Below are 14,043 nucleotides of genomic sequence, written 5' to 3'. Positions count from 1 at the left end.
GCGCTCACTGAGAGCCGCGGAACTCCGGCCCCTCCACGATCAGTCCCGCGACCAGCGCGCCCGACATGCCCGCGTGCGGCAGTCCGCCGCCGGGGTGGCTCCAGCCGCCCACGGTGAACAGACCGGGCACCCGCGTGCTGTTGGACGGGTGCAGCAGCCGTCCCCCGGCGGCCGCCAGGGCCGGCACGGGTACCGCCCCGCCCTCCGCGCCCGTCGCCTCCGCGATGTCGGCCGGGGTGCGCACCTCGTGCCACAGGAGTCTGTCTCGCAGGCCGGGGACGGCCCGCTCGGCGACGGTGATCACCTGGTCGGTGAGGTCGTCGCCGGACCGGTCGAGCCGGGCGGGCACCACCGTCGTCAGGGTGACCGACTCGTGGTCCTCCGGGGCGAGTCGTGGGTCGTCGGGCCGCAGCACCGTGACCGTGGGGTGCGGGTTCCGGGCCGCCGTGCCGAAGAGGGCGTCCAGCTCCGCGTCACGGTCGCGCGCATGGACCACCGTGCGGTGAGCCGTGCCCTCGGGGCGGGCGCCGCGCAGGGCGAGCAGCACGGTCAGCCGGCTGGCCGCCGCGGGCTGTGGCCGCACCTCGCCGTCTCCCCGCACCGGTGTCCCCTCCGTCAGCCGGTCCAGGACGCCCGGCGCGACACCGGCCACCACGAAGTCCGACTCCGCGACCGACCCGTCGGCGAGTTCCACCCCCGACGCCCGGCCGTCCTTCTCCCGCACACCGGTGACGTCGGCGCCGAAGTGAAACTCGACCCTGCGGGCCAGACACCGCTCGTACACCGCCCGCGCCAGCTCGCGCAGGCCGCCGCGCACGTACCAGGTGCCGAAGGCGTGCTCCATGTACGGCAGGACAGCCGCGCTCGCCGGGGTGACCCGGGGGTCCAGGCCGTGGCCGAGGGCGTGACTCTCCAGAAGTGCCGTGAGGCGGGGGTCGCGCAGCTCCCAGGCGCCGATCTCGGCGAGGGTGGCGGCCCGGCGGGTGCGCAGCAGGCGCTTGTGCGGCACCGACGGGTAGGGCTCACGCTCGGCCAGCACCTGCCAGTCCGGCCACAGCGGCTCCTCCAGCAGCGGCCGGCGGGTCCGGTCCCAGGCCTCGCGGGCCCGGACCAGGAAGTCGCCCCAGCGTTTCCCGGCGCCCGCGCCGAGCGCCTCGTCCAGGGCGGCCACGACGCCCGCGCGTGAGGCGTTCGGCAGCGACACGTCCGTGCCGTCCGCGAACACGTGCCGGGACGACGGGTCGACCTGGACCAGCTCGACGCAGGACTCCAGCGGCTCCTTGCCCGTCTTGACGAACAGGTCGCGGTAGACGGCCGGCAGCGGCAGCAGGCCGGGGCCCGTGTCGAAGGAGAACCCCTCGCGCTCGAAGCGGCGCAGCGCTCCGCCGTAGGTGTCCGTCCGCTCGTACACCGCCACCCGGTGGCCCGCCACGGCCAGCCGGGCGGCAGCCGTCAGCGCGCCCATGCCGGCGCCGATCACCGCAATCCGTGCCATGCCGGCGACTTTATCGGCCGCCACCGACAACCCCGGCGGGCGGCCTGGCGAGTACGGGCGCGGAGGCGAAGGTGACCAGGCGGCGACGCGGCGTGGTGAGGCCCCGTGCCCAGGGATGAGTACGGGTACCTAGCCGTGGAGTTGAGTACGCGCGCGGATGGGGGACGACCTGCGCGGACGAGAGAGTGGAGGCACGGAGAGGGGCACGGCTCCGGCACCGGCGACACGGGGCGCCGGAACGGAGCCGGCCCACGATCCGCTCCTTCCGCCGGCGCGTGCCGGCGGGAGCGAGGCACGGGGAAACCGGGGGACGACCGAACGGGGGTCGTGCGGGGGGACGCACGGGGGAGCACGGAAGGCGCCGGTTCGAGGTGGCCCGCGGGGGACGCGGCCACATCGGACCGGCGCTTTCACATGTGCGGCTCTCACATGTGCTGCTTTCACATGTGGGGGCGTGGGTCGGCTCAGCGGCAGCCGCTGACCCGCCCCTGCAGGAGCCGGGACAGCGCCGCGTGGACGTCGTCCAGGGAGCGCTCCGCCTGGAAGGACTTCCAGTCGAGTGCGGCCACCAGGACCATGCCGACCAGCGCGGACGCCGTCAGCGGGATGTCGATCTCCTCGCTGAACTCACCCCCCGCGACGCCGTCGCGCAGCACGTCCTCCACGACCGCGACGGCCTGCTGCCGGACCACCATCAGCGTGGACTGCCAGGTCCGGTTGGTGCGCCACAGTTCGGCCACGTACAGCTGGGTGAAGGCCGGGTAGCGGTCGATGAAGACCAGCCCCGCCCGGATCATCGCGTCCAGGGCGTCGACCTTGCTGCCGCCCTCCCGCGCGGTCCGGTCGGCCGCTTCCCGCAGGGAGGCGGTCAGCAGCCCCACTCCGTGCCGCAGCAATTCCTCGAAGAGGACGGACTTGCTCGCGAAGTTGTAATAGACCGTGCCCTTCGCGACCCCGGCACGTTCGGCGATCTCGTCCACGGTGGTGGCGGAGAACCCCTGCTCGGCGATGAGCGTGACGGCCGCCTCGTAGAGCTTTTGCCGGGTGGCCTCGCGGCGCGTGCTGCCGCCCGACGCGGCACTGCTGCTTTCCATGGCCCTGATTGTCACAGGAACCTCTCCGGGGGAGGTGACGGTGGGGCTCACAGGCTCAGCTCCGGGTGCAGCCGGTCCAGCGTCCACACCTGGCGCCGGCGAGCCGCCACGGCGGTCAGCGCGAGCGCGCCCGCGGTGAACGCCGTCAGCACCACGCACGCGTGCCACACCGGTTCGAGTCCACCGCCGGTGATCAGCCGCCTGAGGGCCTCGACGACGTAGCTCATCGGCAGGAACGGGTGGAGCGCGTTGAAGAACCCGGGGCTCGTCTGAACGGGGTACGTGCCACCCGCCGAGGTCAGCTGGAGCATCAGCAGCGCGAGGACGAGGATCCGGCCCGCGGCCCCGAAGCGCGCGTTCAGCCACTGCACGATCGCCGCGAAGCAGGCCGTCACCAGGAACAGGAATCCCACCGTCCCGGCCGCTCGCGCCATCTGAAGGCCGACCGCCCAGTGCAGCACCGACATCAGCGCCACGGTCTGCAGCACCCCGATCGCCACCACCGGCAGCCAGCCCGCCAGCGCGATCCGCCACGCCGAGGCGCCCGCGGCGAGCGCGCGCCGGTTCATCGGCACGATCAGCATGTAGGCCACCATCGCGCCCACCCACAGGGACAGCGGGATGAAGTACGGGGCGAAGCCGGTGCCGTAGTTGGGCGCCTTGTGCATGTCGTGCGAGGCGAGCCGCACGGGATCGGCCATGACCTCGGTGCGCCGGTCGCGGTCCTGCTCGTCGTAGTCGGGGATCTTCTCCGCCCCGTCGTGCAGGCCGCCGGCGAGCTTCCCGGAGCCGTCGACGAGCTTGTAGATGCCGCCGTTGAGGTCGTCCGCGCCCGTCTTCAGCTTGCCGACGCCCTTGTCGAGGTCCACGGCGCCGGTCTTGGCCGTGCCGATCCCCTTGTGCAGCTTCTTCGCGCCCGCGGCGACCTCGGCCGCCCCGTCGTTCAGCTTGTTGATCTTCTTGACGGCGTCGGCGAGGTCCTCCGAGAGGTGCGGTGCGCGGTTCGCGAGGGCCTGCGACTGCTTCTGGAGGGTGGCGAGGTTCTTGTCGAGCTTGTCCAGGTCGCCGTCCTGGTCCGCGATCAGCGTGGTGAGGTCGTCCGCGATGGTGGTCACATCGGCGGCGGCGTCCTTGGCCTTCTTCAGGTCGGAGCAGGCCGCGTCGGGCAGGACCGGGTCGTCGCAGCGCCGGGCGTAGACGTCGGTCAGCGTGCCGGACGCCGCGCGGGCGCCCTTGGCGGCGGTCGGGGCCGTCTTCACCAGGGTGTCCAGGTGCTTGCGGATCACCCCGGAGGAGTCGGCGACCAGCTGGGCGGTGTCACCGATGGCCTTCTCGTTGCCCTTCAGGAAGGGGCCGACCTTGTCGGCGGTGCCGTTGACCCGGTCGGCGAGCTTCTGCGTGCCCTCGGCGACCTGCTTGGAGCCGTCCTCCAGATCGCCGGCGCCGGTGTGGAGCTTCTTCAGGCCCGTGGAGAGCTTGCCGCTGCCGTCCTTGGCGTCCTTGAGGCCGTCGGCGAGGTCCTTGGAGCCCTTCTCGGCCTTGCCGATCCCGCCGTTGAGCCGGTCGGCGCCGTTCGCCGCCTTCACGGTCTTGCCGTGGATGTCGGAGAACGACACGAAGATCTTGTCCAGGAAGGACCGGGACGTCTTCGTGGACGCCGCCTGCCGCACCTCGCCGAAGACCGTCCGGGAGATCTGCCCGACGATGTAGTTGTTCGCGTCGTTCGTGCGCACCTGGAGGGCGCCGGTCTCCGGGGTGCTGCCCGAACTGGAGGCGATCCGTTCGCTGAAGTCGGCGGGCAGGGTGAGCGACAGGTAGTAGCTGCCGTCCTCGACGCCTCTGCGGGCCTCGGCGGCACTCACCTCCCGCCAGTCGAAGGTCTTGCTGTCGCGCAGGCCCTCGGTGATGTCGTCGCCCGCCGTGATCTTCTTCCCGTCGGCGGTCGCCCCCTTGTCGGCGTTCACCAGCGCCACCGGGATCTTGTCCAGGCGGCCGTACGGGTCCCAGAACGACCACAGGTACAGCGCGCCGTACAGCAGCGGCAGCACCAGCAGCGCGACCAGCGCGGCGCGCGGCAGCTTCCCCCGCCCGAAGCGGCGCAGCTCAAGCGCGGCCAGTTTCGGTGAGCGCATCGGCCTTCTCCTCTCCCCGTTCGGCCTGGCCGACCTGGTCGGCCTTGTCGGTCTGGCCGGCTTCCTCGGTCTGGCCGGCTTCCTCGGCCTGGTCGGCCTCTTCGGCCCGGGCGGCCCCGGACTCGGCGGGCGGCTCCTCGTGGCTCTCCGTGGTGGAGACCTTGACGGCGCCCTCGGGGGCCTCGCTGCACACCGCCACGACCGTCGTCCCGGCGTCGGCCAGGGACCTGAGGAGCGCCCAAACGTCCTCCCGCTCACCGTCCGAGAGCTTGAGGTCGGTGTCGTCGATGCCGAGCAGCCGCGGTCCGCCGACGAGGGCGAGCGCCACCGACAGCCGCAGCGCCTCCAGGCGCTCCAGGTCCCGGACGGCCGTGCGCGGCCCCTTGGGCAGTGCATCGAGGTCGAGCCCGGCGGCTTCGAGCGCGGCCTCGACGCGCCGCTTGGCCTCGGCCGCCCGCTCGCCGCGGGGCCGCAGCAGCCCGCGCAGCGACGCGCCGAACCGCCGCTGGAGCAGCGCCCGTTCCCGCAGGTGCTCGGCGACGGTCAGCGCCGGGTCGAGGTCGGTGACCCCCGGGACGTGCGCCAGCGCGCTGAAGCCGCGCACCGCCGCCATCTGCTTCGGCAGCCGCGCGTCACCCACGACGGCCGTGCCCTCCGAGACCTTCATCCGCCCCGTCAGCGCGAGCAGCAGGCACGTGCGGCCGGACCCGGACGGGCCCTCGACCGCGACGAGCGCACCCGGCTCGGCGTCGACGGAGATCCCGCGGACCGCCCACCCCCGTGGCCCCCTGATCCCGAGGCCGTCGGCGACGATCCGCACCCCTCCCGCCTGTTCCCCCACAAGCCACCCCTGAATTTGAACTGACTGGTCAGTGCAAAAACTACTCCGAACCTACGAGCGAAGCAAAACGGCAGGTCAGAACGGATTGTCAGTGCCATACCTCACGATGGGTCACATACGGCACTCCGTGACGGGACGTGCCGTCACCCAGACGACAGGAGGTTCGTCATGGCCAGCTCCCACGCAGCAGCCGCCCGCCGGCGCCGCGCCACCGGCCCTGCCCCCTCACTGACCGGCCCGGCGAGCGACGTGCACCCCGTACTGCGCCGGGCCTCGGCCCCTCCCGCCGCCCTCGACCTGCTCGCCCAGGCCCGCGCCGGCCTCGAGGAGGCCACCGCCCTGGAAACCCCCAACGAGCGCTATGCCACGGCCCACCTCGCCGCCCTGCGCACCGCCGCCGCGGTGCTCGCCGCCCGGGGGCGTCCGGAGACCTCGCCCCGGGCCCGGGCCAAGATCCGCAGCGCCTGGGAAGTGCTCCCGGAGATCGCGCCCGAACTGACCGAGTGGAGCGCGCTGTTCGCCTCCGGCGCCCGCCGCCGCGCCCGGGCCGAGGCCGGCATCCAGGACGCGGCCACCGGCCGGGACGCGGACGACCTGATACGGGACGTGGCGATGTTCCTGCGCCTCGTCGAGCGGATGCTGGTCCTCCAGCCGGTCCTCCCGCAGCCCCGCCCGGACCAGGACCGGCCCGAGGGTCACGGCACGGGGAGGGACATGCCGGACGCGGGCTGAGGCATGGGCTGAGGCGCAGGCTGTGGCGCAGGCTGTGGCGCGGGCTGTGGCGCGGGCTGTGGCGAGGGCTGAGGTGTGGCCCGGGCGGCCTGAGCCGCGGGGCTTGCCGGTGCCGGGGTTCCCGGGACCGGGGGCCCGCCTGACCCGCGCGGTATCCCGGGACCGGGTCATCCGCACGCCGCGGCCGAGGCAATAGGGTGGGGGACGCCTGAAGTCTTCCCTCCCCGAGGCCGGGCCCGGGGGAGACGCACCATTCGCGCCGCCGTGCAAGAGGCGGTGCCGCGCCGAGGAGTCAACTGCCGTGTCGGACCCGATGCGCCCCCGCGCCGCACTCCGTACCGCCGTGGTCTGGGAGGTCCTCCAGGACGCCCTCGACCGCCGGGTCAAGGCCACGGGTCGGGAGTCGCTGGACGTCCTCGACACCGGAGGCGGCAGTGGCAACTTCGCGGTGCCCGTCGCCCGCCTCGGCCACCGGGTCACCGTCGTCGACCCGAGCCCCAACGCGCTGTTCGCCCTGGAGCGCCGCGCCGCCGAAGCCGGCGTCGCCGACCGGGTCAAGGGCGTTCAGGGTGACGCCCACGGCCTCTTCGACGTGGCCGAGCGCGGTGGCTACGACGCGGTGCTGTGCCACGGCGTCCTGGAGTACGTGGACGACCCGGCCGAGGGCGTCCGCAACGCGGTGGCGGCCCTGCGCCCGGAGGGCGTCCTCAGCCTGCTCGCCGCCGGCCTCGGCGGTGCCGTGCTGGCCCGCGCCCTCGCCGGGCACTTCAAGGAGGCCCGGCATGCGCTCGACGACCCGAACGGTCGATGGGGCACGGGTGATCCCGTGCCGCGCCGCTTCACCGCCGAGCAGCTCACCGGCCTGGTCGAGGGTGCGGGCCTGAGCGTCGGTGCCGTGCACGGCGTGCGGGTCTTCGCCGACCTCGTGCCCGGCGTCCTCGTGGACACCGAGCCCGGAGCCCTGGAAGCGCTGCTGAAGCTGGAGGAGGCCGCGGCCGAGCTTCCCGCGTTCCACTCGGTGGCCACGCAGCTGCATGTGCTGGCTGAGACCGGTGGGGCGGTTGGGACTGGCGGGGCCGCCGAGGCCGATGGGGCCGTCGAGGCCTGAGCCGCTTCGTGAGGTACCGCCGCTGATCAGCGCCTTGGCTGGGCATGGAGTACGCCACAGGCCCCCCGAACGGGGGCGGCGCGCCGTATGATCGAGGGAGACCGTTCCGGCATGACGGGTCGGCCGCCGGGGAATGGAAGCCTCAGCGAGCCGCGACCGGCCATGGCGGGTTCCGGTTGGTCAATTGGCGTAGAGGGGCGGGTTTCACGGGGGCGATTCCCTGCCTATCCTGAAGGGACCCCCCGGGTCGCCCCGGCGACTGCACGATGAGGAGGACTCCGTGCCGCTCTCGGAGCACGAGCAGCGCATGCTCGAGCAAATGGAGCGAGCGCTGTACGCCGAAGATCCCAAGTTCGCGACAGCGCTTGAGGGAAGCGGGCTGCGCACGTACACCCGGCGACGGGTCTACCAGGCGGTCGCGGGCTTCCTCGTAGGTATCGCGCTCCTCATGGCTGGAATGGTCGCCAAGCAGGTCTGGCTCAGCGTCGTGGGCTTCCTCGTCATGCTGGGCTGTGCGGTGCTCGCCGTGACCGGCTGGCGCAAGGCCCCCAAGCCTGGCGAACAGGCCGGCGGTGCCGCGGGCCACCAGGCTCGCCGGCAGGGTCGGCAGCGCCGCTCGGTGATGGACCGTATCGAGCAGCGCTGGCAGAAGCGCCGCGACGAGCAGGGCGGCCATTAGCCCTCCGCGCAGCCTCTCCAGGACCAAGTGAACGCATACGTCAGGGGGTGACCACCGGATCGGTGGTCACCCCCTGACGTATGCGTTCACTAGGTCGCGGACAGCCCCGCCGGGCACCGACACGGCAAGGCCGGCCGGTGCACCCGCACCACCGGCCGGCCTCCGCCGCGTCCACCCCCGCCCCTCAGCCCTGCTGACCCGACGCCTTCCGCCACGTCGGCCGCAGCGCCGCCGCCCGTTCCCGGACCCTCGTCCACCAGGCCGACGCCGACCACACCACCCGCACGGTGGAGCGGGGGGCCAGCAGCGCGCGGAGCCTTGCCGCGCGGCCGGCCGCGGCGCCGAGGCCCGCCGTCGCACGGCGGACGTCCTCCGTGAGGCCCGCCACGGGGCGGGGGTGCGGTGCGTACAGGACCTGCTCGACCGCGTTCGCCACCCGGTGCACCGCGGCCGCCGCCGTCGCGTCCAGGTCGCCGAGGCGGACGATTCGGGCGGCCGCCTTGCGCGGAGTCTGCGACTCGTCCGGCGTGATGCCGTAGTCCCAGGCGGTGTCGGTCAGCTCCTGCCAGACGGCCAGCGTGTGCGGTGCCGCGTCCGCCTCGCCGCGGCCGTGCGCCCCGAGCCGGGCCGTGCGCGTCCGCAGCCGCCACAGCATCGGTGCCAGGGGGAGGACCAGGACGGCCAGACCGGCCAGGGCCCACACCAGGAACGCGTACCACTTCGGACCGTCGTCGTCCGTGGGCAGCGCCGCCTGGGGCGACTCGCTCGCGCAGCCGCCGTCCAGCTTCTTCTGCTCCGGCGTGCAGCTCTCGCTCGCCGAGGGCGCCGCGGAGGGCGCGGTGGACGCCGACTGGGACGGACGCGCCTGGTCGGGCGCCGAGCTGTCGGGATTGTCGGGCAGGGTGTACGACGGGATCGAGCCGCGGTTCGGCGTGGGCTCGAAACGGGTCCAGCCCACGCCCTCGAAGTACAGCTCGGGCCAGGCGTGCGCGTCCCGCAGCCCCACCGACACCGAGCCGTCCGCCTGCGGGGAACCGGGCGCGAAGCCCACCGCGACCCGGGCCGGTATGCCCAGGGAGCGGGCCATCGCCGCCATCGCGAAGGAGAAGTGCACACAGAAGCCCTGCTTGTCCTCCAGGAAGCGGGCGATGGCCTGCGAGCCGCTGCCGACCTGCACCTGCGTGTCGTACTCGAAGCCGCCGCTCACGGCGAAGAAGTCCTGCAGCTTGACCGCCTGGTCGTACGGGTCGGCGGCGCCCGCGGTGACCTTGCGGGCGGTCCGGCCCACCACCGACGGCAGCGAGTCGGGCAGCTCGGTGAAGTCGCGCTCGACGTCCGCGGGCGGCGGCCCCGCCGAGGCGAGCTGATCCGCCGTCGGCCGCACGTCCAGGCTCTTGACCTGGTACGTCAGGCCGCGCGTGTTCTGCCCGTGGTCGCCGACCAGCGTCATGCCCTGCGGCTCGTACCGCCAGTTGCCGCTGATGCGCACGCCGCTCGGCGGGTACGGCATGGGGAGCCAGTCCTGGGCGTACCAGTCGGCCGCCGAGATCGTGGTGTCGACTTCCGTGCGCTTGACGTCCGGGCTGAGGCCGACCGGGTCCGGGAAGGTGCCGTCGGGGACGGCGGTGATGGACCGCCGGGACGGCTTCCACGTGGTGCCGTCGAAGTCGTCCAGGGACACGATCCGCAGATACAGGTCCGAGACGTCTTCCATCTTGGTCCGCACGGACAGGACCTGCTGGTCCTCGTCCGCGTTCAGACTGTCGCGCAGCGACACCAGGGGGTTCACGGCGGAGATCGTGCCCCCGCCGCCCGGGCCACCGCCCGCGCCCGGCCCCACGGAGTCCAGCAGACCGCCGTTCATCGCGGGCAGGCCGAGCGGCACCACCAGGGCGATGCCCAGCGCGAGCACACCGATGCGCCGGCCGGTGCGGATCGGGGCGACCGCCCCGCTCTGCTCCCCGCCGCCCGTGCGCGGGGCACCGCCGAAGACCCGGCCCCACTGCGAGAGCCGGTCCCGCCCCTCGGCCAGGAGCAGCATCAGATAACCGGCCGCCGCCACCAGGAACCACAGCCAGTCCGCGCCGCCGTCGGACAGCCCCGCGGCCACCGAGTACAGCGCGAGCAGGGGCAGCCCGGCCGGAGCGGCGCTGCGGAAGGTCACCGCGAGGGTGTCCACCAGCAGCCCGATGATCAGGACCCCGCCGATGAGCATCAGCCGGATGCCGTCGGACTCCAGGGGCGCCGGGATCGCGTACCGCGCGATGTCGTCCCCGCCCTGCTGGAGCAGCAGCCCGAAGCGGTCGATGGCCCGCGGCCCCGGGATCAGCCCGGCCAGGGCCTGCTCGCGGGCGAAGACGAAGGTCAGCAGCGCGACCGTGACCACGGCCTGCGCCGCCACCGTCAGCGGCCGGGCCAGCGGCACCCTGCGGGCGGCGACCCCGACGCCCGACTGCAGGGCCAGCAGGAAGGCCGCCTGCACGATCCAGGTGGCCGGCCTGACCAGGGGCAGCAGGGCGCACGCGGCCATCAGCGTGGCCGCCCAGGCGCCCAGCGTCAGTCGAACCCGCCCGCTCATCACGGTCCCTCCCCGCCGCTCGCCGCGGGCACGCCCCTGCGCTCCCGGTCGGCCTGCCGCCACAGCTCGTCCATGGCGGCGCCCCGCGGCACGCGCAGGGCCGTCCACCCCGCCTCGCGCAGCATGCGCAACCGCTCCCCGCTCCCGTCCAACGGGCGGGGCACGTCGCTCGGTTCCCGCACCCAGGTCTCGCTGTCCAGCACGAAGGCGACCGCGCCCGGGCTGCGTTGCCGCATCCGGCCCAGCACGGCCGCCTGGTCCTCGTCCAGGTCGCCGAGGAAGGCCACCAGCAGCCCCTCGTTCCCGCCGCGCAGGACGTCGTAGGCCCGGGACAGGCCCGCGCCGTCGGAGTGGTCGATCACCGCGAGGGTGTCCATCATCAGTCCGGCGGCGTCCGCCGACTCCTGGCTCGCGCCGGCGAAGCCGTCACCGCCCTCGCCGGGCACCGCGTTGCCGGTGTCCGTCAACAGCCGCACCGAGTAGCCCCGTTCGAGCATGTGGACCAGCACGGACGCGGCGCCGGACACGGCCCACTCGAAGGCCGAATCGGGTCCCGCGCCCTCGTAGGCGATGCCGCGGGTGTCCAGCAGCACCGTGCAGCGGGCGCGCTGCGGCTGCTCCTCGCGGCGCACCATCAGCTCGCCGTAGCGGGCCGTGGAGCGCCAGTGCACACGGCGCAGGTCGTCGCCGTGGCGGTAGCCGCGCGGGATGACGTCGTCCTCGCCGGCCAGGGCGAGTGAACGCTGCCGTCCGTCGCCGTATCCCTTCGCCTCGCCGCTCAGGCGCACCGGCGCCAGCGGCTCCACGCGCGGGATGACCGTGAGGGTGTCGTACGTCGAGAAGGAGCGGGTCAGCTCGCACATGCCGAACGGGTCGGTCAGGCGCAGCTGGAGCGGCCCCAGCGGGTAGCGGCCGCGCAGGTCGGAACGCACCCGGTAGGACACCTCGCGCCGGCCGCCCGCCTCCACCCGGTCGAGCACGAAACGCGGCCGGGGGCCGAGCACGTAGGGCACCCGGTCCTGGAGCATCAGCAGGCCCGTGGGCAGCCGCGAGACGTTGTCCATCCGCAGATGGACCCGGGCCTCGCTGCCGGCGGGCACGCGCGCGGGGGAGAGCCGGCGGCTGCCCGCGACCCGGTAGCGCGTGCGGTACAGCACCCCGGCGCACACCAGCGGCAGCACCGCCAGCAGCAGTCCCACGCGGAGCAGGTCGCTCTGGCCGAGCACGTAACTGCAGATCGCGGCCGCGACGCCGGCGGCCAGGAAGGAGCGTCCGCGGGTGGTCAGACCGGCCAGGGCGGTGCGGATGCCGCCCTTGCCGCCCCGGTCGGCCTCCGCCTGCCCCGCCCCCGCGGTGGTCATCACAGCCTCCGCGGCGGCTGCTGCGGATACGCCGGCGCCGTACGGCCGAGGCCGCCGAAGCCGCTCTGCTGCTGCGCCGCCGGAACCGGGGTGCGCTGCAGGATCTCCTCGACGACCTGCTCGGCGGTGCGCCGGTTGAGCTGGGCCTGGGCGGTGGGCAGCAGCCGGTGGGCCAGGACCGCGACGGCGAGGGCCTGCACGTCGTCCGGCAGCGCGTACTCCCGGCCGCTCAGGGCCGCGGACGCCTTCGCCGCGCGCAGCAGGTGCAGCGTGGCGCGCGGAGAGGCTCCGAGTCTCAGATCGGGGTGCGTACGCGTCGCGCCGACCAGGTCGACCACGTAGCGCCTGACCGGCTCCGCGACGTGCACCCCGCGCACCGCCTCGACGAGCTTGAGGATCTCGTGGGCGTGGGCCACCGGCTGGAGGTCCTCCAGGGGCGAGACGCCGCCGTGCACATCCAGCATCTGCAGCTCGGCGTCCGCGCTCGGGTAGCCGACCGACACCCGGGCCATGAAGCGGTCGCGCTGGGCCTCCGGCAGCGGGTAGGTGCCCTCCATCTCGACCGGGTTCTGCGTCGCCACCACCATGAAGGGGCTGGGCAGTTCGTAAGTCTTGCCGTCGATGGTGACCTGGCGCTCCTCCATGGACTCCAGGAGCGCGGACTGCGTCTTGGGTGAGGCGCGGTTGATCTCGTCGCCGATCACCACCTGCGCGAAGATCGCGCCCGGCTTGAACTCGAAGTCGCGGCGCTGCTGGTCCCAGATGGACACACCGGTGATGTCCGACGGCAGCAGGTCCGGCGTGAACTGGATGCGCCGCACCGAGCAGTCGATGGACCGCGCCAGCGCCTTGGCCAGCATCGTCTTGCCGACTCCGGGGACGTCCTCGATCAGCAGATGTCCCTCGGCGAGCAGCACGGTCAGCGAGAGCCGTACGACCTCGGGCTTGCCCTCGATCACGCCTTCCACCGACTCCCGCACGCGCTCCACCACGGCGGTCAGATCAGTGAGGCTCGCTCGATCGTCATAGGTCGTCACCCGGCCCTCCTCGGCCTTTCCCGTGCCCCCAGGGAGCACGGGATACCCCATTTTCCAGGGCCGAAGCCGCATGACGCGGGCCGGCCCACCCCGAACCACGGACACCACGCGTGGAAAGTTCCGCGCGACGTCACTCCCGCATTCTTGCTGCCGTTACCGTTTCGTGTCACTCGACTGTGGACAACTGGCCGCGATATGTCGGTCTTGCAGCCATTCGAACACGTGGCTGACAGGGTTTCGACAGCTGCAGCAGGTGGCCTTCCGGGGTGCGCCGCCCGTGGCGCCCAGGTCGGCGGGCCGGGATCAGGAGGCCGGGTCGACTTCCCGCAGCAGGCCGGTGTGCACGTCGAACACGAATCCGCGCACGTCGTCGGTGTGCGGCACGAACGGCGAGGTGCGCACCCGCTGCATCGACTGCCGCACGTCCTGGTCGACGTCCTTGAAGGACTCCACGGCCCACGCGGGGCGCTGGCCGACCTCGGCCTCCAGCTCGTTGCGGAAGTCCTCGGTGAGGCTCTCCAGGCCGCAGCCGGTGTGGTGGATGAGCACCACGCTGCGGGTGCCCAGCTTGCGCTGGCTGATGGTGAGGGAGCGGATCACGTCGTCGGTGACGACGCCGCCCGCGTTGCGGATCGTGTGGCAGTCGCCGAGCTCGAGCCCGAGCGCCGCGTGCAGGTCGAGACGGGCGTCCATGCAGGCCACGACGGCGACGTGCAGCACGGGCCGGGCGTCCATCCCCGGGTCGGTGAAGGCCTCGGCGTACCGGGCGTTCGCCGCCACGAGACGCTCGGTGACCGTGTCGCCGGCCGTTATGGCGCTCTCCGAACCTGTGGGAACCGATGCAGAAGTCGTCATAGGTATGACGTTACTGGTCACACCCCGTCCAGGCCTCCTGTGGAAGTGAACAAAGAATGCCGCCGGACGAGGCGTGTGAGGTAACCCACAAGGGCGATGACCCGGGCTCTGGGCGAGCGGCGGCGACGCGC

The 14,043-nt window shown here is 73.3% G+C and carries 11 protein-coding genes; 3 read left to right on the top strand and 8 right to left on the bottom strand.

Annotated elements, in window-relative coordinates:
- Positions 1–4: 4 nt before the first annotated feature.
- The 4 genes from IGS69_RS08570 to IGS69_RS08555 all read right to left on the bottom strand — a co-directional run bounded on the left by IGS69_RS08570 (position 5) and on the right by IGS69_RS08555 (position 5,562).
- Positions 5–1,495 carry a phytoene desaturase family protein gene (locus IGS69_RS08570; protein WP_190898112.1) on the bottom strand — a complete coding sequence of 497 codons (1,491 nt, stop codon included), beginning with the start codon at positions 1,493–1,495 and terminating at the stop codon, positions 5–7.
- Between the two features lie 464 nt (positions 1,496–1,959).
- Positions 1,960–2,589, bottom strand: coding sequence for a TetR/AcrR family transcriptional regulator (locus IGS69_RS08565; RefSeq protein WP_189589681.1), 630 nt, complete (start codon positions 2,587–2,589; stop codon positions 1,960–1,962).
- 47 nt (positions 2,590–2,636) lie between these two features.
- Entirely contained in the window at positions 2,637–4,721 is a 2,085-nt protein-coding gene (locus IGS69_RS08560; protein WP_190898111.1) for a YhgE/Pip domain-containing protein, read from the bottom strand.
- On the bottom strand, positions 4,693–5,562 hold the full coding sequence (locus tag IGS69_RS08555) for an ATP-binding cassette domain-containing protein (RefSeq protein ID WP_332836551.1): 870 nt from the start codon (positions 5,560–5,562) through the stop codon (positions 4,693–4,695). The genes IGS69_RS08560 and IGS69_RS08555 overlap by 29 nt, the downstream gene beginning before the upstream one ends.
- A gap of 168 nt (positions 5,563–5,730) precedes the next feature.
- Here IGS69_RS08555 and IGS69_RS08550 point away from each other — a divergent pair, with 168 nt between their 5' ends.
- The 3 genes from IGS69_RS08550 to IGS69_RS08540 all read left to right on the top strand — a co-directional run bounded on the left by IGS69_RS08550 (position 5,731) and on the right by IGS69_RS08540 (position 8,081).
- Positions 5,731–6,294 (top strand): SAV_6107 family HEPN domain-containing protein, encoded by a 564-nt coding sequence (locus tag IGS69_RS08550; protein WP_190898110.1) that lies wholly within the window; start codon positions 5,731–5,733, stop codon positions 6,292–6,294.
- Between the two features lie 301 nt (positions 6,295–6,595).
- Positions 6,596–7,402: a methyltransferase gene (locus IGS69_RS08545; protein WP_190898108.1), complete on the top strand. Its 807-nt coding sequence runs from the start codon at positions 6,596–6,598 to the stop codon at positions 7,400–7,402.
- Between the two features lie 280 nt (positions 7,403–7,682).
- Positions 7,683–8,081 (top strand): DUF3040 domain-containing protein, encoded by a 399-nt coding sequence (locus IGS69_RS08540; protein ID WP_190898107.1) that lies wholly within the window; start codon positions 7,683–7,685, stop codon positions 8,079–8,081.
- Positions 8,082–8,265: 184 nt separating this feature from the next.
- On the opposite strand, the gene IGS69_RS08535 is transcribed toward IGS69_RS08540, so the two are convergent.
- The 4 genes from IGS69_RS08535 to IGS69_RS08520 form a co-directional block, all read right to left on the bottom strand.
- On the bottom strand, positions 8,266–10,659 hold the full coding sequence (locus IGS69_RS08535) for a transglutaminase TgpA family protein (protein ID WP_190898106.1): 2,394 nt from the start codon (positions 10,657–10,659) through the stop codon (positions 8,266–8,268).
- Entirely contained in the window at positions 10,659–12,020 is a 1,362-nt protein-coding gene (locus tag IGS69_RS08530) for a DUF58 domain-containing protein (RefSeq protein ID WP_190898105.1), read from the bottom strand. The genes IGS69_RS08535 and IGS69_RS08530 overlap by 1 nt, the downstream gene beginning before the upstream one ends.
- On the bottom strand, positions 12,020–13,057 hold the full coding sequence (locus tag IGS69_RS08525; RefSeq protein WP_190898103.1) for an AAA family ATPase: 1,038 nt from the start codon (positions 13,055–13,057) through the stop codon (positions 12,020–12,022). Before IGS69_RS08525 ends, IGS69_RS08530 begins: the two co-directional genes overlap by 1 nt.
- 303 nt (positions 13,058–13,360) lie before the next feature.
- Positions 13,361–13,912, bottom strand: a complete 552-nt coding sequence (locus tag IGS69_RS08520; RefSeq protein WP_190898102.1) for a beta-class carbonic anhydrase — start codon at positions 13,910–13,912, stop codon at positions 13,361–13,363.
- Positions 13,913–14,043: the final 131 nt, after the last annotated feature.

The sequence above is a fragment of the Streptomyces tuirus genome, assembly GCF_014701095.1.
Lineage (GTDB): Bacteria > Actinomycetota > Actinomycetes > Streptomycetales > Streptomycetaceae > Streptomyces > Streptomyces tuirus.
This window is presented reverse-complemented; position numbering and strand designations above follow the sequence as displayed.